This is a genomic window from Photorhabdus asymbiotica (genome assembly GCF_003634575.1).
In the GTDB taxonomy this organism is placed as follows: Bacteria; Pseudomonadota; Gammaproteobacteria; order Enterobacterales; family Enterobacteriaceae; genus Photorhabdus; species Photorhabdus asymbiotica.
Genome location: NZ_RBLJ01000008.1, coordinates 1 through 19,862, shown reverse-complemented (window position 1 = coordinate 19,862; position 19,862 = coordinate 1). Strand labels below are relative to the sequence as shown.

The window sequence follows — 19,862 nt, the reverse complement described above, 5'->3', positions numbered from 1 at the left end:
GTTCGATGTTGCCGGGATTGTTGTTGCGGATACCTCTTGGAGTTGCCATCCTTGCCTCTCTTTGTCAGTTTCCAGATTTCATTTTCATGCCCTTGGCGGCTAGTCCTGAACCACCATAATCTGTCTCAAATCATAGATCTGCCACATCTATGACAATAATTGATATAGGGTTTTTATAACATGATGCATGCGACTCGCATAACTTATGAATTTTGAATATGCCATAAAATAATTTCAAACAGATTTCCGACTCGGCGGTAGAAATGATTACGAACTTCTCCATCATGATTATGAATAGAGACTTCTATATTCCCACTAAGCACAACGAAGGCATATTTTTTACCCGCAGGAATCTTATAACTCCAACTTTCAACGTAACCGATATTGAATACATCAACAATTTTCATAATTGCCCAATTGGAATTGTAAACCTCAATATTTTGATCATTTCGAATACTGAGACCCATATTAGATTTATACCAATTGTTAGGTTTATCACTAAAGGCATAAATTTTAGCATTAACCTTTGCTGCGTGTATTGGCTGTATCATTGAGTCAGCACTTATCTGTGCCCAATTATCACAATCAATCGCAATGATGGTGCTGGTATTTGCAGAAATTAGGGGTAATTTTGTAATACGTCCTGAATCAACGTCGGCAGAATCATAAACGACTCCCCCTGTTCCCTGTACTGAAAAGACATCAGCAAGACATATATTTTGGTGAGTACCGTCAATCTGAAAGATGCCGTGATCGCCTGTTAATTGAAATCCATGATTAACCATTATCTGACTCCATAATAAATAATAAACGGTTCTTGGCTTATCATATCTGGGATGAAAATGTCAGCATGAATGTTAGAACCACTAATAGTTATTGACGCATAACTTGCTTCACTCCAAAAAAAATTAGGATTAATCCAATAGAACAACTCGCCATAAGGCTCCAATTCTGGGTGAGAAAATGTGTGTTTAAAACGAGAATTAACTTTTGCGCTGTCAATAACATGTTTACCGACATAACGGCCAACTCGGTCTGTTATACTAATTGTTGGCTTGCCTTTACTGTTGTTAATGACCAAACCGCTATTTGCCATGGCAAACCTCGTTCGATGTTGCCAAGGTTATTGCGGCGCTTCTTGGAGTTGCCATCCTAGCCTCTCTTTTTCAGTTTCCAAATCCATTTTTCATCCCCCAAGCGGCTAACCCTAAAATTAGAGCTACAGTTAAAATTGACGTGATTTTGAGATAATCCCATCAAAAAACCCGCTGGAGATACTTTCTAGCCGTGTCAGCAACTTTTCTAAGTTTGCGTGTTGAATACTATGTTGTGCTGCTGTCATATCACCGAAGTAGTTTTTCAGTTGATTGGCTACTTCAGCGCCTATTTTGTCAGTAAGATCGCCTTTTAAATTTGTTACTACTTCCCTGGCGACAATTTTAGCAATGTGCTCCACCATCTCCGGTGTCACATTTCCCACCTCGTTCGACATTTTAACCTCCATGTCACAGTCAAATCGGGGTGGGGAGTTTATAACATTTTAAAGCATATAAGTAATTACTTACTTATGTTAAATCTTCCACAGGGATGGTTTTTCCCTCAAGTTTTTTCAACTTGGCTATTTTTGCCCATCCCCCGATAGGGTTCAAAGTTGATGAGGAAAAAAATGGGTACTCAGTTAGCGCTAAGATTTTAATACTCTTTTGCCGTGTTCTCTGAGTTCCCCATCTGGCCCTACATACTTATAGAGAGCCTGTCTGCTAATCCCAAGCTCTTCACATAATTCAGATACGCTACAACCCCTACTTTTCATGGAAACTTGTGCCAGGCGAACCTGAGATTTTGTGAGTTTAAAAGAACGTCCGCCTTCACGTCCTCTTGCTCTGGCCGCTGCCAGCCCTACTTTTGTTCGTTCACTGATCAACTCCCGTTCAAATTCGGCCAACGCGGCAAAAATCCCAAAGACCAATTTGCCACTGGCCGTCGTCGTATCAATTTCTGCACCTTGCCCGGTCAGTACCTTAAATCCGATTTTTCGATCCGCAAGATCATGGATAGTGTTAACCAGGTGTTTTAAGCTTCGGCCAAGCCTGTCAAGCTTCCATACCATTAACACATCGCCAGGCCTGAGGGCTTTCAAACAGGCATCCAATCCAGGCCGTTTGTCTGACTTCTCGGATATTTCATCCTGATAGATGTTTTCTTTATTGACACCGGCAGCAAGTAAAGCATCCAGTTGGAGATCCTGCACCTGACTTCCATCAGATTTGGAGACACGGGTATATCCAATTCGCATGAACGACCTATTTTAATTGTTTAAGTTTTTCAATGGATTTGTTTTCTATCAGGATCTCCATTTGACTGACCGCAACGCGATTCAGCTTTTGGAACCTGTCGTTTGCAGAGAGGCCTTGCCCGATAAGTTCAGCATTGAAGCTTTCTAAATTAGATAACACGACAAGCTGTTCCAGTGTGGCATAGTCCCGTATATTGCCTTTTAGTTCCGGGTTCTCTTTACGCCAGTCACTGGCTGTCTTGCCGAACAAAGCCAGATTCAATATATCGGCCTCATTAGCGTAAGCAAAGTTTCTTGCTTTTGGGTTAATCTCCAGAGCGGGAATAATGTTCGTTTTTATTGACTCTGTATGAATATGATAGTTGACCTTGGCCAGAGTGCGCGAAACATTCCATTCCAGATTTTTCTGTTCATTTTCTGCTTGTTTGAGCCGTTGGAATTCTTTTAATAGATAGAGCTTAAACTCCGCGCTGATCCAGGAAGCAAACTCAAAAGCAATATCCCGATGCGCATAAGTTCCGCCATATCTGCCCGCTTTCGAGATGAACCCGATTGCATTGGTGGTTGTGATCCAGCGTTTTGGCGTGAGAGAGAAACTGTTTGCGCCCGCTTCATGTTTAAATCCATCGAATTCGATGGAATTAAAATCAGGATTATGTAGCTGTTCCCACAAACCGATAAACTCAATGGTGCTGCGGTTTCTCATCCAGTTTTGCAGAATGTAATCACCGCGGTCACCATCTTTGTACTTAGCGATGTCTGATAGCGATATATAGTCATCTTGTTTGTCGGAAAAGACAGAGACTTTTATACCTCGGACATCAATTTTTTGCGCCATAAACCTTTCTTCTCACTTTTGATGTGTCAGTTAAACGAAGTTTAAATGACAGCCTTGTTCTAGCTTAAATACAGATGGAAAAATGTAATATAAACTGTATATAAATCTATGTCTATTAAAGGTAGAAGTAAAAAGATAAAGTGACATACTCAATGTAGCCCTGCCATATTAAGAATAAAAATCAGATCATTGCTCCTGCGTACAGTACTTTTCAGGATTTGATTGGACGATGTTTATCGGATGAGAGGAGGCGTATCTGTGAGCAATTAAAATCAAATCTTAATCCTGACATGGAAGATACACTAAGGGACTTTAGTTATACCGAAATTGTCGGATCAAGTCGTGACTAATACAAAAAATAGCCTACCTGGTAGAACACCATATTTGGTCTGATTCCAACGCGTGTTTTCACCGGTGACAATGCGGTGACCTTGTTTAAATGAGGCAGTACCTTCCCTGTACCACATATTTTTTCTCCCTATTAAAAATATAAAATATGAATCCAAAAGTGGCCGAAGCCACTTAAAATTACAAAAGCCCTAACCTAACGCGCAATACACCCCTTTCATCATAAACATCAATACGGTTGTTTGAGATAACCATCCGACCCGCGCCGCTCGTGTTTCCGTTAATTTCAAAGCCTCCGCCTTTGCTGATTCGCCATCCTGTTTTTCCGGCAGCGTAGTTGTTCGATTGTAAATCGCCAACTTTGGCGTTAGTGATGGTGCCGTCCTGAATATAAGCACCATTCATGTAAGTAACACCATTGTTCACAACAAAAGGCGTCGTGATTTTACCGTCAACTGAATTGACCAAACCAAATCGGTCAGCGCGAACAAGGAATTGAGAAGTACCGCCGTCAATGCCTAATGACATACCAGCCGCATATTTGACATTGTTCTTGCCTGACGTCTCCATCTTCAATGTCCATGATGCTGATAGCTTGCCATTTACATCAGCTACCGCCTTTGATGTTTGCTGAACGGTTGCCGACATCTGATCAGTTTTGGCATTGACTGAATCAATTCGTTTCCCTAAAGCGTTATCCGCACTTGCCCGCGCCTGGGATTCGGTTGTCACAGAAGCCGCAACATCATTTACTTTCGCTTCCAAAGCCTTAACGGTGTTAGATACTGCCGTGTCAGCGTCAGCTCGTGTTTTAGCTTCTGAATTGATTGCTGCTTTGACGTTGTTGTTCATTTCTGCGGTCAAAGAGTCAATCCGTTTGCTCAAAGCCTGATCTTCGTTTGCTCTGGCTTGTGTTTCTGTATTGATAGCCGCTTTATTGTTGGTCATTTCAGCGTTCAGAGATGAAATCTGAGACGCAAGAGCCACATCCTGAGTTGTTCGTGTTTCAGATTCCGTCTTAATTGCTGACTTGATATTTGTATCTACCTCTGACTTCAACGCGGTAATCTGTTTAGATAAAGCTTCATCAGCCGTTGCCCGCGCCTTAGATTCTTCAATGATTGACGCCTTAATGTTGTCATCCATCTCAGCACTGAGCTTAGAAACCCGCTTAGATAGGGTTTCGTCTGCTGAGGCTCGGGCCTCCTTCTCTTCTGCTAATTGAGCAACAATGTTGTCGCCTATTTCAGCTTTGATCAGGTCAACTTTCTTAGAAACTGCGGAAACGCTATCAGCAATAGTCTGTTGTTCACTTTGGATTTTCGCATTGGTTACCGATTGTTTCTTGACGTCCTCATGCTGACGCAATGCCAGGTCAATATTAGCTTTAGCTATTGCTTCGATGTTACTCGTGACACCCGCAGTTGATTTCTCCACATCAGAAACCGTCTGCTGCATTTTCTGGATACTGGATTGACCTTCGTCCACGATTGATTTCATAGAATCGACACGTTTAGACAAAGCTTCGTCAGCCATCACACGCGCTTCTTGTTCCGCGGCGATTTGCGCTTTATTGCTACTCACAGCCGCATTGACAGCACTTAGCGTTCCAGCGATAGACTCACTCTGTTTTTCTACGGTTTCCCGCAAGGTCGTCACTTTGGCGACAGAGTCATTGACATCACCCAAAGCTTTATCAATCTTGCTTTGGGTACCGTCTACCGTCTCTTTTAACTTTTTCTGAGCCTCTTCCATATCGGCAAATGAGTCAGAAATACCCGTAACGGATTCATCCAACTTCTTAACCGACTCATCGATAGACTCTTTGATAGAATCCACCGCTTCATTGGTGGCTTTGCCATCAATATCACTTAGCAATTCTTGTCCTAACTCACTCTTAGTTATTTGGTTCTTCAAGAAGGAAAGGACGTTTTTAGTCGTCGCTTCTGTTCCCAAATTGGAGTTAGGGTTACTGAGCATGCCTCGCTTGTTGACTGCACGTACCCAGTAATACCAAGTTTCATCGTCATTAATGCCGCTGTGAGTGAAAGTGGATGATGCAACTTCAGCTATTAAAGCTGATGACGATAGGTCATTAATTTTAGAGGCATAGACGTTAACTTTATCCAAGTCGATAGAATCAGGATTTAACCAATTCAAGATAATTTGACGATAATCCCCTATCGCAGTCAGAGCACTCGGTGAGTTCGGCGGTGTCATCGTACCGAGTGTTTTGTAAGTCGTAGTGATAGTTGCAGTACGACGACCTGTCATTGATATAGCGTATACCTCAATGTCGTACTCACCATTTTCAGCCACGCTCAGAATGTCATACTGTTCTTCCGTTACTTCGATTGTCTTCCAACCTTCAACAACATCAGAACGTCTCCAGCGCAGAATATAAGAGGGTGATTTACCTTCCCAGCTTACGGTCAATTTCACAGATAGATTACCCGGTGATGAAAGGTAAGTTCCCTCTGTGATCATCAGGTTTTCTGGTTTAGAGAAAGTAGGGTCGAGGGCCGTTATCTTCGATGGCGTTAACTTTGCCCCTTGGTCAATCGCTGTAAACTTAGTCGGATTATGTTGCACCCCAACAATATCGAATGAACCTTTTTCTTCACCTTGATTGACGCTCAAGATACGAACAATCATCGGCTCAAGATTAGGCTCCGTAATCGTCCATATACCTAAAGGAACGGGGGTTTCTTCTTCACTAATCGGTTGTTTAAATGTCACCGTTGTGTGTTCCCCGGTGCCTTCAATCAGGTTGCGATCAATCATCTTCCCTTTAGCATTCAGGAAAGAAATAGAGTTGCCTGCTTGTTCCAGCTTAACTGGTGCGTCTAATGTGATGCTGTTCGCGGTGAAGCTCTTCACACGGCCAGAGTTACGTTTACCAGAGCGAAATTTATCTTGCAATTTCACCAATTCGCCGGGCATAAGAAGTGACGCATCTAAACCTGTTTTAAAGGTAATTAAGTCAGTTTCCATTCGGTTGCTGTACAGTGTCCAAAGACCAACACGATGTGCTTGCCCACGACTGGTACAACCGAATGCGACGGATTCTGTCTTGCGGATGCCAAAACGCTTAATACCTTCACGATCTTCAACGTATTCAATGTTCTGTTTGTAAAGATCGTCTTTGTCGTTGTAAGTGATCATGGCTACGGTTGAACGGTCTTTCCGCGACGTGCCTTTGTAAGACACTTTGCCGATGATATTAGCGCTAGTGAACTGCATAATCGGTGTAGACGGGCTATCTTGCATGATATTGACCATCCCCCCCGCCCAGAAAATCATACCGCGAAAGACAGAAGTAATGTCCTGTAACACCCTATAAGCTTCACCACGAGAGTTAATGACGGTGTTAATAGAAAAACGCTTTTCCAACCCGCCAAACCCATCAGAGACTTCCTGATCGCAATATCGCCCGATTTGATACAGTTGCGCGATATTGATCATAGATTCTTGAATATATTGGCCAAGCCCATAGCGTTTACTGGTCAAAATATCATAGAGAATCCATGCCGGATTATCCGACACCTGAGGACTAAATGTGCCATCCCAATCACCGTGGTAGGTATTCGTGTCTGGCCGATAGTTTGATGGTACGCGGATCTCCAATCCTTTGACCAGGTATGACCGAGACGGCATTGAGCTGCCAAACTGCTGTGAGTCGATACGAATACCAACCAAGGCACTGTTAGGATAAGCCAACTTGGAATTGACGATTTCACCGTATGAACTCATCCAGGTTTGGTCATTCACATAATCGGTCTTACTGTCAGGGGTCAGACGATCAACACGGATACGGTAATTTGTTCCCGGCTTAGGCAGGTCGAACAAATATTCCCGATAATGTTTACCACTGGATTTCTTACTGACATTAATAACCGGTGACTTATAACCAACAGGGGTAATTGGCTCAAAGCCCTTATCCCCAACAGCTAAAGAAAATTGGAACTCTACGGTTGCCCCGTAAGTATCGCCGGTTTTGCGGTCAGTATTGGCTAATTTCGGAAACATCATGATGATACGAACCTGATCCGCATCATCATTGTCAATTTGTATTGTACGAGGTGACGTTGTTTTTATCCGAACACCAACATCTTTTGGCGTCTCAATGGCATCAAATCCCTCAATAACGCTTTGATTTTGAGAGCCATCACGAAACCACCAAGTGATACCATTAAAATTACTTGTGCCGTCAGGGTTCAATAGCGGTACGTTATCGAGAAATATGGATTTTCCCCCATCAACAAGACCGCCTATTTTACCTTCTCCTAATAGGTCCAGTATCGATGCTAATGACCTCGATTGAACGTTATCTGGAGCCTCAACCGGTGTTCGTGCTGATCCGCCTCCTTTCTTGCCGCCAGCCCCTGCTAAAAGACGCTTTTCTTTTGTTTTCACTGTAATCTCCATATCACAGATAATTATTTAATATACAAATTAAAAGAAGCACGACGAGTTATTACACCAGTCGTAGAGAAAATTACATCATTTGGTCTACTGACATTTTCACGCTAATAATCTGCGAACCAACCAATACCTCTTTTCCAAAAATAAGTGGAACAGGGTTGCCCTGTGACACCGTATTTTGCGGGCCATCAAAGTAATAAGAATCTTTGTGATCGACACTACTCATTTTATTGGTAGGTTGTTTAGAAAGGAGCGCCGTTATACCGCCGAATACCATGGAGAAACCGGCTGAAAACATCGCCAATGATGCCCCGCCAGTCACTTCTGCCGAAACCAAGGCCACAGTCATTAAGATAACCCCAACAACAACCTGTACCGCACCCAAGACTTTCGGGCCAGCGCCGCGGTAAATAGGCGTGATTCGAATAGACTTCAGACGACCATTACTTTCCAACAGATATTCTTCGTTACTTAAGTCGTAAGTCTGTCCATCTTCGCGCTCAATACGAATATGATATTTCTGGTATTTTTTTGCATTTACCTTCATCCAAGACAGCAAACCTGGACGATTACAGTCGATGATATTGATAGCCATCCTGGCCGTATCGGTAGCTATACGATGAATTTTTCCAAAGTGTTTTCCCAATACACCGCCCAGTTCAACGGTGACCAGATGAGCTTTTTCTTTATCCGTATCACTCATTAGAAATCCCTTCCATCAAGTTTTTGTGTCTTAAATGGTGTGTCGTATGTTTTTCATACATACCACCATAAATCGCTTTTGTACTCAATCTGTCTATTTGGTGATGCAAGATCATCCCATCACCAATGTAAACCGCACAGTGATCAGACATTTTGCTTCCCATCTGCATGAAAAAAATATCTCCGCGCTGCGGAGGAGTTCCCACAGGAAGGCGCACCAGCCCCTGTGACTCATAATTTTCATGCAGAATGTTCATCCCTTTGTCCCACCACGACGGAATATGCAGATCAAGGCATACTCCCATCTCTATGCCAAATTCACGTTTGAGATAATCTCGGCAAAGTAGCCAACAATCAAACACCCCAAAAGCATAAGGACGTCCTTCATAGGGCATCTCAAATCCTGAGGGTTCTATCACATTGATATCACTAAACCGGAACTCTGCCTCAATTTCAGGATTGTAGTTCTTGCTGATATTGATGATAAACCAAGGGATTTCAGATGCTTCACAGCCTGCAAGATCGGCCTCACTCGCTTGGTTGTCGCCGTCGGTATGAGAATGCCACACCGCAACAACCTGCCCCATTTGTTCCGCGGCAACCTGATCGTCTGCATCCATCACGAAGAAATTTTCAGGCTCATCCGAGACATTCCGACATAGAATTAGCTCATACTTGTTAGCACATGTATTGACTAACAAACCACAGGCTTCATTCGGATAGGCATGCAAAGCTGCTTGACGCATATCGTTAAGCAACTTCTCTCCAATCATGTCCTTGGTGATCATGCGCGATTCGCTCCCGGAAATCCGCCGAATGCAATGATGCCATCGGCAAAATAATTTCTCCGCGCACGGCAACTAGAAAGCCGTTTAGTACAAAAATCAGCACTAGGTGTTGTCGTCAAATTATCATCCTTATCAAAATAAGGCCCGGTGTAACCACATTCGGCACTACGGTACTGCCATTGACAAGAATTCTTAATAATTTGACGGTTCGGTAATTGCACGCCCATTAAGTCAAACGCTGAGGCAAGTTCAAATTCCACTATGTCGCGGTCTTCAAAGGTCTTCTGATCAATAAACCAGATTTCATCAGCAAAATGTTGGTTCGGATCTGCCATTGGGTTGCCATCTTTGAAATTAGTGGCATCCAGAAAACGCGCGAGTGTTAGCTTGCGTATAATTTTGCAACCAATGAGGTCCTCGTTAGCCTGAATTTCAGCGGAAATAATGCCATCGAAATTACTAATCTGCATCTTGGGGCGAGGCAATTTTCCCTGACCATTTTTATCAAACCCAGATGCCGCAATCGGCCACGGATTATAAGTTTTCCCCTGCCAAATAATCGGCTCAGAAAGTTCATTAGTTCCTGCATGGAATAACAACTTGCCGCCCGACTTCGTAACAGATAAATCCAGCTCAAATAGTTCAATTAATGCTGATGGTGAAAGGGCTTGAATACCTGAAGTAATTGTTTCCATTTTTCTTCATCCTTGAAGACGCCCCTTTACCAGGGGCGTTTTGTGTTACTCAAATACTTGTCGGAATGTTGCGGTTAGAGTAGACACTCCCCGTCCGCGCTTAACCTGATATTTATCACATACAACGACAAAGTTATCTTTCTCCGGCGATGTCCAGTTGAATGATTCAATTCCACCTCTATCGTAGAGGAAATCTTCTATTTGTCTGACCTCATTCCACGAACCTTCAAATTCAAGACTCCAGCTTTGTCTCCGCCAGTTAAGTCCTGTGGTAACGCGCTGTTCATAACCTTCCCCGAAAGATAACATCGTGACGGATGGCGTCATTTCTTTCTGTGAATCAAACTTTGGATGCCAAGTAAATGCCTTCCGTGACATATTTCCTCCTTATCTAGCCGTATTGTTCAACATACCACCGGGTCTACTTTCTGAGGTCAACGTATCCAAAACAACTGCCTTAACTTTACGAGCCATTTCGTTCCACTGAGAGCCGTTATCTCCATCCTCAGATGAGTTGCTTGAACCATCGTTATAATTTTGCACCGTAATAGCGATATTTACCTGATCGCCACCAGAACCGCTAACATTACCGGTCATTGTGACTGGGATCGTGCGGCCATCTGGTAGTGGTACATAGGCTTCGTTCATATCGCCTTCACCGAATAAAGCAAGCTGTGGGCTAGTGGCAATGCCTCCCTTGGAATATTTAGCCAGTGAAACTACGCCACCAGGTCCAAAGACACCGCCATTAGCATGAGGGGTAATAACCTGAAACTGGTCAGGTGTAGGGCGGAGCTGAATTCCTTTAGTGCCGTCTGCTACAGCATTCCCGCCGCCAGAAGAAAGCCAGCCTGCTGATGACATCGCGCTATAAGCCGATGAAGCCATACCAACAACGCTGACGGCTGCACCAAGGTATCCCATCCACTTATTACCGGTCGCCGCCCCTAACGAGGCAATTGTCGCGCCTACAGCGGTAATTGCTGCCGTCGCCGTGTTGGAAAACATCCAGGTAGATTTCGTCGCTTCGTTGGTTGTAGTCGCATTCTTTTCCGCAGCCATGGAGCTAAAATCGAAGCTAGATGTTAGTGCAGCAAATCCTGCTTTCAACCTATCTACGCCGGAAGAAGCCAAATCCATCATGGAAGACGTTAATGATTTCACAGGAGCTTTTACGCCACCCAATGAATCATCTTGAGGCGCTCCAGGCACAGTTTCCATCAGAGACTGATTACTGACGTTTGCGCCCGTCGTTCCCTCCATGAAGCCGTTCATCAAATTGCTGAGTGGTCCTGGCCCCTGACCGTTAGGATTGGCTCCCATGCCTAAAGCCCCCATCAGCGGCTCAACCACCATGGATTTCACGGCAATTTGCAACATCTGATTGGTGATGTAGTCGGCGAAACTGGTCATGTTAAATTTGCCGGTCTTCACGAAATCCACGAGATGATCGGTCAGGCTTTCAAACGTTCCCGCCCATGCTTTCTCTACCTGACTCGCCACATCTGCATACTGAACCGCCAAATTTTGAGAGGCAGTGCCCGCAGACTGAATAAACGCTTTGTTACGAGCTGCAAGCATTTGCGTGATTTTTTGCTCGTACAGTTTAGCCATATCTTCGTCTTGCGTTTTGTTGGCTTCCCCTTGCAGATAAGACAAGCTACGATTGAAATTCTCGTTGAATTCCCTACCTTTCTCTTCACGGCTTGGCGTATAACCCGCAGAGATAACATTTTCAGTAAACGGAGCAAACTTCTGAATATTTTGATTAACCGCATCACGATTGAAACGATCTCGTAACTCTTTAGCATTATTCTGAATGAAAGAAAGTTGAGTATTCGCTTGTTCAATCATTTCTGGAGTAATCAAACTGGTCGGTGTCGCGTTCGCCAGTTTTGTTAGGCTCTGAGTAACATCATTAATCTGCTGATCGAATGTTGCTGTGGCCTCAGTACTGAACCCCATTTGTCTGGTTAACTGGGCACCCTTATCTAATGCCTTCCGGTAACCCTCTACCAACTCGAGCTGTTCTGCTCCCGTTTTGCGTATGGCCGCAGTCTCTTTGTTGGATGCAGAAACAGCCGCATCCGCCGCTCTCTCTGCGTCCTTAATTTTGGCATTCGCCAGCGTTTCAGAAACTTGCTTCTGCTGCTCAGCTGTTAGTTGATCAAGGCGCGTCACTCCGCTATAGATTTCTCGTATCTCTTGATCCACTTTAAGCTGGTTGTCACCCGTAATCATATCGCCAGTGAGGTCAGTCATTACCTTACCACTAGCATTTATTCGTGGTTTCACTCCAGAGTCGGTAAGACTGCTCAGGTACAACTTGTTCATCTTTTCGTCAAGTTTCGGGTCCATGCCAAAACCAGTACTTTTCTTTCCCGTTGTAAAAGGCGTACCGAAACGAGATTGAGAGATATTATTGGCTGTCGACTGCAACTCTTCTAGTTTGTTTTTGGCTATGACGTAGGCTTTCGCCTGACCATCTAATTGCCCCTGTTTACGTGATCGCTCATCGGTATTTAACTTTGGATCTTTCAGTTGTTCAGTCAACTTCGTCACTTCAGCCGCCAGGCTATCAACATGCTTGGTAGTCGCATTAATTGCAGCAGTGTACGGCTTCAAGTTCTCCGCGCGGTCATTGTCGTTGATCCGCGCTATTTCCTTCTCTTTTTCTAACGGTGATAGCTTAGAGTTGCTAAGCACAACACGCTCTGCGGCGGCTTTTTTCGCTGTTGTGTTATCGTATTGAGCTAATCCCGCAGCTATGCCTACATCAATCTTATCAAGGCGATTTTTAATCACATCAGCGGCCAGCTGCTCATATACCGCTTTGTCACCCATGCCGATTGTTTCGGTGTATATATCGCGTTGCGTTTTGTTGGCTGCAATCCGTTCTTCTACCGCCTTACGATTGTGAACTCTTGCCCCAAGACCATAGTTTTCAACATAGCTATCACGGTCACCCATCGCTCTGAGTATCCGTTCATCCTCCGCGATGTTACCGTTGAGAGAGTTAATTTTACCTTTGACCTGAGCTCGTTGTGCGGCAGTCATAGCAGCAGGTATTTTGCGGATTTCGGTAACGGTTTCCTCAGTCTTATCCCGCAACATCGTCATGATGGAGATTAAGCCGGCAATTGCGACACCAATAGCTGCTATCGCGGCACCAACAGGATTAGCAATAATAACTGCCGTGAAGCTTAGCCATGCCGCTCTAACCATCTTAATTGCTTCGCCTACGCCAATAATGAGCGTAGCTTTTGCACCGAATTCACTGATTAGCTTAGAAATCCGCCCAACCGTTGAGACCGCAGCGACACCGGCTGAGTTAATCACACTAAAGCCATTCTTCACGGCCCTACCCATATCCATGGCAGCGCCAGCGGTACTCAAAATACCTTTTTTGAGCAGTGAAAAACCCAAACCTGCCACAATAATTTCTGCCAGCGTCTTAAATAGGCCGATGTTGTCACCTACGAACTTTGCCATAGTTCGCAGGCTTTCAATCGCAGAGGATAGATTCTCACCAATATTCATCGCCATCTTCTGGCCATCCACGCTATTCATGTAGTTAGTGAGGTCGCGGAAGACGTTAGTCATGGATTCTAAAGAACCGCTTTTACCGATATTGTCAGCAAATAACGTAAATGAGGTTTGCAACTGTGTCAGTGCACTGGTATAGGTCACCATCAGATCGTTGGCTGCACCTTTGTTTTGTGCTTCCAAACCAATGAACAACAGCTTCAGCGCAGATTCCGCTTCAACGGTACCTGTAGATATCTGCTTGGTCAGTTCTGCTAACGTCACACCAGACGCATTGGCCATTGCTTGCATTGCAGTCGGAACAGCTTCACCTAGTTGCTGACGAAGCCCTTCCATGGAAATAACACCATTAGCAGACATCTGTTGAATCGCAGTGGCTGAACGTTTCAACAATGCACTGTCACCTCCAAATCGTACAACTGAATCTATCAGTGACTTCATGGAGCCATCAGTAGGATCAAGTCCAACCGATTTAAACCTTACAAAGGCATCAGTCAACGCACCCATAGAGAATGGCGCTGTCTTTGCCATGTTGACGATATAATCCATGTCCTGGCGAGCGGCAGCTTTCGGATCAGCAGCAGACTTATTAATCCTTTCCAGCAAAATTTGTATTTTCTGCATCTGTGCCGCAGCTTCGATAATAGGCTGTTGCCACGAAATAAAGATATCTTTCGCAGTTTGAGCAGTTCCACTCACTTTACCAACCAATCCATTAAAGGTACTGCTATTATGCTCCCCGCTTGAATTAATGGATCTGCCACCGCTATCGTTTCCACCTGATTTTCTATTACCCCCAGAAACAGGGGAAGTAGAAACACGAAACGGAGTACGAGTAATTTGGGCTTCACGATTTGCGATCTCACGGAGCTGGTTGTTGATAGCTTTCAGGCCACCAACAGCGGTAGATGTACTACCCTTCCAGCTCTGCAACATGTGATTTGTACGACTTAAATGGGTGTTAAGGGAAGAGAAACCATCAGAGCTTTGTTTAGCATTCAACCCTATATTTTTAGCAGCCAGACTAGCAAGATGCGACTGGTTGACAAATACACTCATAGCACTTGTGGTCTTGTCGAGCGTCCTTTCGACACCTTCCAGACGTGTTTGTAGTGTTTTAAGGTTGGCGTTCAAACCAACAACTTGGACTTGAGCATTTTTACCACGCTCCGCCATAAGCTGAAAGCCTGCCGCCATATCTTTCGCAATCTTCTCACCATCAAGCAGCTGCTTATTCAAAACCCGGAAGGTTCGGGATAATGAATTCATGGCGCGTTCACTTACTGCTATTGATTTAGCAGAAGTCTTCGCACCATCACCAAACGCTTTAAGCAATTTGCCCGCGCTGTTGATACTCGCGGTAAACGACTTGTTGTCCAGTGACAATTTAAACTCCATGTTCTCTGACATTCCTTGTCATCCTCCACCGAAAATCTTCATCAATTGTTCTTTGGCGTTAGGATCGGCTTTAGCAAAACTTGGGTCGTAAACCGCACTCGTAACAACAGGTTTTCCAAGTCTGTGCTGTAGCCCCTCAACAAACGCCTTACTGCTGTCTGCATCTGCCTGTGCGATTCTAGCCACTTGAAAGAGTCGAATGTCTTCTTCGGCTCTTAACCGGTCGATGTTTCTACTGAACATCCAGAAAGTCATAAGTGGCAGGTTGAGAATCGCTTCGGGCGGAATTGAGTAATGAGCAACAACACGACTGAAATAGAAGCCGAAGTCGATAGAAATAGTGACAACTCCAGCCTCGTCGCGGGTAATTACTTTGCTTCTTCCCCAGCAGCGGCTTCATTTTCTTCTTCAACTTGTGCCATGGCAAAATTGAAGATCTGCTGCAACTGCTCAACGGTCATACGACCAAGAATTTCATCATCAATGGAAGGCAAGAGTTGCTTTACCATCTCTGCATACATCACAACTTGTTCGGCAGGAGATTTGGTCGTCAGATCCTGACCTTCCATTTGTTTAATACGGACAAATAAGCCAACGGTCATGTTGACAATAGGGAACTCCTTGCCACCAAACTTCACACTTTTGACAGGTGGCAGAATTGCATCCAAATCTAACAATTTGGTCATTTTTATTTCTCCATAAATAGTACGGCTCCTGAGAGCCATACTATACAATAATTAACTATTGACTTATTAACGTTAGTCAACGGTGTTTTAGTCAGTGTCTATCTCTTATTCTGCTAGATTTTTATCTTCAGACTTTACCTGCTTAGATAGTTTACCCAATACGCCAACGCTATCTGGGTAGACAGTAAATTCAACGTTGTATACACGTACATCATCAAATTTGTAGGCCATAGTGAAATTACCAGCCGTAGCGGCTTTAGGAAGGGTCAGTACGAAGTCCGTACCGTCTTGAGGTGTTAATACTAATTCTTTCGCAACGTCTACCAGATTTACTCCCATACCGGTAGAAATAGATAAGGTATTGCCATCTGAAGATAAAGTACTTCCTGGCATCAGTTTAACTAAGCGGTTAAGTTCAGATTCTGCCAGTGGTACGGTGACTTTGATATTCCGACCTTGGATCAACTCAGACAAAGTAGTCTGGCCGAATTGGTCAACGGTGACTTTTAGGGTTTCAGTTGCGATTTCAACTTCTACTCCGCCTTTGGTGTAACCCATATCAACGGAGTCAAAACCTACGGCGCAAGCGCCTAACTTGATGTTTTCTACTTTGCTACTCATTGTAATCCCTTACTTATTAAGTCATAACAACTAAACTCAATCGTATATATCACCCTTACATGATAAGTCATGATCGGTAGATTGAGTGCTATGATAAAATTGAAGTGGACTCCTCCAGCTTCAACATTTCTTGCGCTCAGCACTTCCATTGCGCTGTTCGACATTACGTAACTTCAGAGAAATTACTCCATCTAATATAAACGAAAAAGCGTTTTAATAATAGCCTTATTAACGTCTATCCACCTTATTCCGTCAACTAAAAGGAAGTTATGAAAGCAACAACTGATTTTGTTACCAGAAGTTATTGAGTTGCCTTTTTGCTTGCTTGATAGTTAGAATTAATTGTTAGTTTTTTTTATAAGGATTTTTATTGATGAATTCTAAAGTAGTTCAATTCAGAGTTAGCGAAAAAGCTCATAAACGTTTAGCTGATTGTCGAGTTCGACTTCGTTCTCATACCGTAAAGCCAAATCTTGATATGATATTAAATGCTATTTTGGAAAATATGACACTTGCTGATTTTGACCATTATACAAAAGGTTTGGTTTCAGCCAATAATGCAAGATCTAAGCTTGAAAAAATGCTTTCAGAAGGTCGAATTACACAAGTACAAATGAATGAACTGATTGCCAATCTAGATAAGAAATCCTGACATGCAAATTAATATAGGTAATTGTCTAGCTTTCTCTTGCCTATATCGTTTTTCCTCTAAGTAAGAAGGCTTATTAAATTAGGCTTTAGGTCAGTAGTAATTTCTAATTACTTGATATTTCATATATTACATTTATATGAGTAAATAATAGATCTCTTAAATGATTTTAGCCTAAAACTTATCGTTATTACTTTGCTATCTAACCATGTTTTATTCAATACGCAGTGAATCGGGAGGTTGAACCTCCCATTGAAAATAGTCTCTTCCTTGAGACAACAGTGTATGACCGTTTATTCGCCTTCCATGGCATGATTAGTATATGCTGATCTATCATTTAAAATCAATAACCACTTACTTATTTTATTGTTTTTACTCATAAGGGTAAAAGAGTTTTAGGTAGATTTTGATGATAGGCATTAAGGTTATAGATTAACATAAGTAGTTATATTTAATATGTTTTATAAGAATTTAGTTAATTAGTTGGTTCAAATTTACATTGTTTGCTTTTCATACAAATGATAACTATTTTGTTTTGAAGACACTCATAGTCATATGTGTTAAGTAAACGATTATTGAATACATATTTAATGTCAAATAGAATTGGCCGGTCAGTTCTCTCCGTTTAGCTGTTCACGTACTGCCCAAGTGTACAGCGGTAGGTTAGGTAGGTTAGGTTGTAGCGCCCCTCCCCGGATAACAGACTAATTGCGCTTAAGACTGATTATCGACGACAAAGGCAGAAACTCACAGTTGGATAACTTTCGACCGAGGATAAAGCAGGTTCAAGGTGGCAAGATCCTACTCGTACTATTAAGCCGGTATGCCTGTCAAAAGGGACCTCATATCACATTTGAATTCTGAAACTGATTCAATGTAAAAGCTGTACGAATGCCGGGGCGACCATCCCTATAAATGGTTCTGCATACCGTCAACTGTGTTTTAGATTGTACTTTAAGGTTTTGTGGATTAGGAAGTTCTCAGTTTTTTTAATGCTTTTGGTTCTCGGTTAAGATTTGGGATATCTCAGACTTAGTCTAGTAGGGAAGAGAAGGCTTAAGAAGGTAAAACCCTAACCCCATGCCACCATAAGGTCATAGTGAACTATTGTCTTAAAAATACCACCTCAATAAAATCAATGAGTTATGTTGATTTCTGACTTACCCTAAATTCTTATAGTTGTTGTTGCGACTCATGTTCTGATATTCCAACTTTGTTTAAATTATTGTTGTTAGATGAATGGATTGTAGGAACGTGATACCTGCTGAAAACCCTTCAATAAATGTCATGTAATTGTTCATTAATTGATGAACAATTTTTAAACAGAATATAAATCTATTTTTTTTATTTAAAAAAACATATATCGAATTTATAAAAAAGCGCCGGTTAAGGCGCTAAGGGTTTTTATCTAAATTTAGTGCAGTGATGTTAAACAGAATCACGATAAACAAATAAAGGATACCAAATAATAGTAAGTTATTAGTGACTTATCAATGTGCGGTTTTAATTACTGGTTGTTGTATGGTTCTACTGCAATGCAATTTGGTTGGGAATTAGAGCTCGATAAGCATAATTATCCACTTTTTCCACAGGGTAGATCCAATAATAGATCCCTAATAGATCCCTAATAGATCCCCGTACCCTTCCAGCCCTTCTGGCACAAGGCTTTGAAGGGGGTCAATGTCCTCGATAGAGAGTAGGAAAACTCCGATAAGGAGCAAAAAGGACTTCGTTGAAAAGAAAAACCGACTTCGATGGAGAGTAAATACGCCTTTGGTTGTGTATAATTAAGTTCATGTTTTTAATGGATAAAATTTATTTTATTAAATATTATCCACAGGTTTAATCTCAGAGATTATCATGGTGAGTGAGTTCGTTGTTATGAGATCGTGTATAAGTGAATTCAGGAGTAAAAAATGATTGAAAATTTTAATGAAAACAATGACATGAGTGATATGTTTTGGGAAGTTGAAAAAGGGACTGGTGAGGTAATTAACCTCGTTCCCAATACCAGCAATACAGTTCAACCAGTCGTTCTGATGAGATTAGGGCTTTTTGTCCCCACATTGAAATCTACGAAACGAGGACACCAAGGTGAGATGTCCTCGATGGACGCCACGGCGGAACTGAGACAGTTGGCCATTGTCAAAACCGAAGGCTATGAGAATATCCATATCACTGGTGCCAGGCTCGATATGGATAACGATTTTAAAACGTGGGTTGGCATCATTCACTCGTTTGCAAAGCACAAGGTCATAGGAGACGCTGTAACGCTCTCCTTCGTCGATTTCATCAAACTCTGTGGTATCCCATCAAGTAGGTCCTCAAAACGTCTTAGAGAGCGTTTGGGGGCCTCTCTGAGGCGGATTGCAACCAACACTCTGTCATTCAGCAGTCAGAACAAGTCATATCACACCCATCTTGTGCAATCGGCTTACTACGATATGGTAAAAGATACGGTTACTATTCAAGCTGATCCGAAGATATTTGAGTTATATCAGTTCGACCGTAAGGTATTGCTCCAGCTTAGAGCAATTAACGAATTAGGCCGAAAAGAGAGCGCTCAAGCGCTGTATACCTACATCGAGAGTTTACCTCCTAGTCCCGCTCCCATCTCACTGGCACGCTTACGGGCGCGTTTAAACCTCAGATCTCGAGTCACAACGCAGAACGCGATAGTTCGCAAGGCAATGGAGCAGCTGAAAGGCATTGGCTATCTGGATTATACCGAGATTAAGCGTGGTAGTTCCGTTTACTTCATCGTTCATGCAAGGCGACCAAAACTCAAAGCGCTTAAATCTTCTAAGAGTTCGTTTAAGAGGAAAAAGGAAACTCAGGAAGAATCAATTCTTACTGAACTTACGCGAGAA

15 protein-coding genes and 2 pseudogenes are annotated in these 19,862 nt (G+C 42.9%); 2 read left to right on the top strand and 15 right to left on the bottom strand.

From position 1 onward, the window contains the following. Positions 1-203: 203 nt before the first annotated feature. The 15 genes and pseudogenes from BDD30_RS22965 to BDD30_RS22900 all read right to left on the bottom strand — a co-directional run. On the bottom strand, positions 204-785 hold the full coding sequence (locus BDD30_RS22965) for a hypothetical protein (RefSeq protein ID WP_121302825.1): 582 nt from the start codon (positions 783-785) through the stop codon (positions 204-206). Further along, positions 785-1,096, bottom strand: a complete 312-nt coding sequence (locus tag BDD30_RS22960) for a hypothetical protein (protein WP_012776182.1) — start codon at positions 1,094-1,096, stop codon at positions 785-787. The genes BDD30_RS22965 and BDD30_RS22960 overlap by 1 nt, the downstream gene beginning before the upstream one ends. Positions 1,097-1,166: 70 nt before the next feature. Continuing rightward, positions 1,167-1,492, bottom strand: a pseudogene (locus BDD30_RS22955) (hypothetical protein). A gap of 192 nt (positions 1,493-1,684) precedes the next feature. Continuing rightward, entirely contained in the window at positions 1,685-2,296 is a 612-nt protein-coding gene (locus BDD30_RS22950) for a recombinase family protein (RefSeq protein ID WP_012776184.1), read from the bottom strand. A gap of 7 nt (positions 2,297-2,303) precedes the next feature. Then, entirely contained in the window at positions 2,304-3,134 is an 831-nt protein-coding gene (locus BDD30_RS22945) for a KilA-N domain-containing protein (RefSeq protein ID WP_012776185.1), read from the bottom strand. Positions 3,135-3,469: 335 nt separating this feature from the next. Further along, positions 3,470-3,601: a hypothetical protein gene (locus BDD30_RS24860; protein WP_269450482.1), complete on the bottom strand. Its 132-nt coding sequence runs from the start codon at positions 3,599-3,601 to the stop codon at positions 3,470-3,472. A gap of 61 nt (positions 3,602-3,662) precedes the next feature. Then, positions 3,663-7,898: a phage tail tip fiber protein gene (locus tag BDD30_RS22940; protein WP_231849255.1), complete on the bottom strand. Its 4,236-nt coding sequence runs from the start codon at positions 7,896-7,898 to the stop codon at positions 3,663-3,665. Positions 7,899-7,980: 82 nt separating this feature from the next. Beyond that, a complete protein-coding gene (locus BDD30_RS22935; RefSeq protein WP_012776187.1) occupies positions 7,981-8,610 on the bottom strand; it encodes a tail assembly protein in 630 nt (209 codons plus the stop codon). Then, positions 8,603-9,397 (bottom strand): C40 family peptidase, encoded by a 795-nt coding sequence (locus BDD30_RS22930; protein ID WP_012776188.1) that lies wholly within the window; start codon positions 9,395-9,397, stop codon positions 8,603-8,605. The genes BDD30_RS22935 and BDD30_RS22930 overlap by 8 nt, the downstream gene beginning before the upstream one ends. After that, positions 9,394-10,092, bottom strand: coding sequence for a phage minor tail protein L (locus BDD30_RS22925; RefSeq protein WP_012776189.1), 699 nt, complete (start codon positions 10,090-10,092; stop codon positions 9,394-9,396). The genes BDD30_RS22930 and BDD30_RS22925 overlap by 4 nt, the downstream gene beginning before the upstream one ends. A gap of 45 nt (positions 10,093-10,137) precedes the next feature. Beyond that, positions 10,138-10,470 carry a phage tail protein gene (locus tag BDD30_RS22920; protein WP_012776190.1) on the bottom strand — a complete coding sequence of 111 codons (333 nt, stop codon included), beginning with the start codon at positions 10,468-10,470 and terminating at the stop codon, positions 10,138-10,140. Positions 10,471-10,479: 9 nt separating this feature from the next. Then, entirely contained in the window at positions 10,480-15,048 is a 4,569-nt protein-coding gene (locus tag BDD30_RS22915; RefSeq protein WP_012776191.1) for a tape measure protein, read from the bottom strand. A gap of 6 nt (positions 15,049-15,054) precedes the next feature. Next, positions 15,055-15,279 carry a hypothetical protein gene (locus tag BDD30_RS22910; protein WP_121302827.1) on the bottom strand — a complete coding sequence of 75 codons (225 nt, stop codon included), beginning with the start codon at positions 15,277-15,279 and terminating at the stop codon, positions 15,055-15,057. A gap of 125 nt (positions 15,280-15,404) precedes the next feature. Beyond that, a complete protein-coding gene (locus BDD30_RS22905; RefSeq protein WP_041383155.1) occupies positions 15,405-15,722 on the bottom strand; it encodes a hypothetical protein in 318 nt (105 codons plus the stop codon). Positions 15,723-15,851: 129 nt separating this feature from the next. Further along, a pseudogene (locus BDD30_RS22900) lies at positions 15,852-16,343 on the bottom strand (hypothetical protein); the annotation flags it as partial. A gap of 373 nt (positions 16,344-16,716) precedes the next feature. Here BDD30_RS22900 and BDD30_RS22895 point away from each other — a divergent pair. Together BDD30_RS22895 and BDD30_RS22890 are read left to right on the top strand one after the other, a co-directional pair. Next, entirely contained in the window at positions 16,717-16,995 is a 279-nt protein-coding gene (locus BDD30_RS22895; protein ID WP_012776195.1) for a hypothetical protein, read from the top strand. Between the two features lie 1,913 nt (positions 16,996-18,908). Next, positions 18,909-19,862 (top strand): RepB family plasmid replication initiator protein (locus tag BDD30_RS22890; protein WP_121302823.1); only part of this gene is annotated, 954 nt, incomplete at its 3' end.

Excerpts from the sequence above, each read along its gene's own strand:
- BDD30_RS22920 (WP_012776190.1), bottom strand. The coding sequence starts at position 10,470 with ATGTCACGGAAGGCATTTACTTGGCATCCAAAGTTTGATTCACAGAAA.
- BDD30_RS22960 (WP_012776182.1), bottom strand. The coding sequence starts at position 1,096 with ATGGCAAATAGCGGTTTGGTCATTAACAACAGTAAAGGCAAGCCAACA.
- BDD30_RS22895 (WP_012776195.1), top strand. The coding sequence starts at position 16,717 with ATGAATTCTAAAGTAGTTCAATTCAGAGTTAGCGAAAAAGCTCATAAA.
- BDD30_RS22945 (WP_012776185.1), bottom strand. The coding sequence starts at position 3,134 with ATGGCGCAAAAAATTGATGTCCGAGGTATAAAAGTCTCTGTCTTTTCC.
- BDD30_RS22905 (WP_041383155.1), bottom strand. The coding sequence starts at position 15,722 with ATGACCAAATTGTTAGATTTGGATGCAATTCTGCCACCTGTCAAAAGT.
- BDD30_RS24860 (WP_269450482.1), bottom strand. The coding sequence starts at position 3,601 with ATGTGGTACAGGGAAGGTACTGCCTCATTTAAACAAGGTCACCGCATT.
- BDD30_RS22915 (WP_012776191.1), bottom strand. The coding sequence starts at position 15,048 with ATGTCAGAGAACATGGAGTTTAAATTGTCACTGGACAACAAGTCGTTT.
- BDD30_RS22925 (WP_012776189.1), bottom strand. The coding sequence starts at position 10,092 with ATGGAAACAATTACTTCAGGTATTCAAGCCCTTTCACCATCAGCATTA.
- BDD30_RS22935 (WP_012776187.1), bottom strand. The coding sequence starts at position 8,610 with ATGAGTGATACGGATAAAGAAAAAGCTCATCTGGTCACCGTTGAACTG.
- BDD30_RS22965 (WP_121302825.1), bottom strand. The coding sequence starts at position 785 with ATGGTTAATCATGGATTTCAATTAACAGGCGATCACGGCATCTTTCAG.
- BDD30_RS22950 (WP_012776184.1), bottom strand. The coding sequence starts at position 2,296 with ATGCGAATTGGATATACCCGTGTCTCCAAATCTGATGGAAGTCAGGTG.
- BDD30_RS22930 (WP_012776188.1), bottom strand. The coding sequence starts at position 9,397 with ATGATCACCAAGGACATGATTGGAGAGAAGTTGCTTAACGATATGCGT.
- BDD30_RS22910 (WP_121302827.1), bottom strand. The coding sequence starts at position 15,279 with ATGTTCAGTAGAAACATCGACCGGTTAAGAGCCGAAGAAGACATTCGA.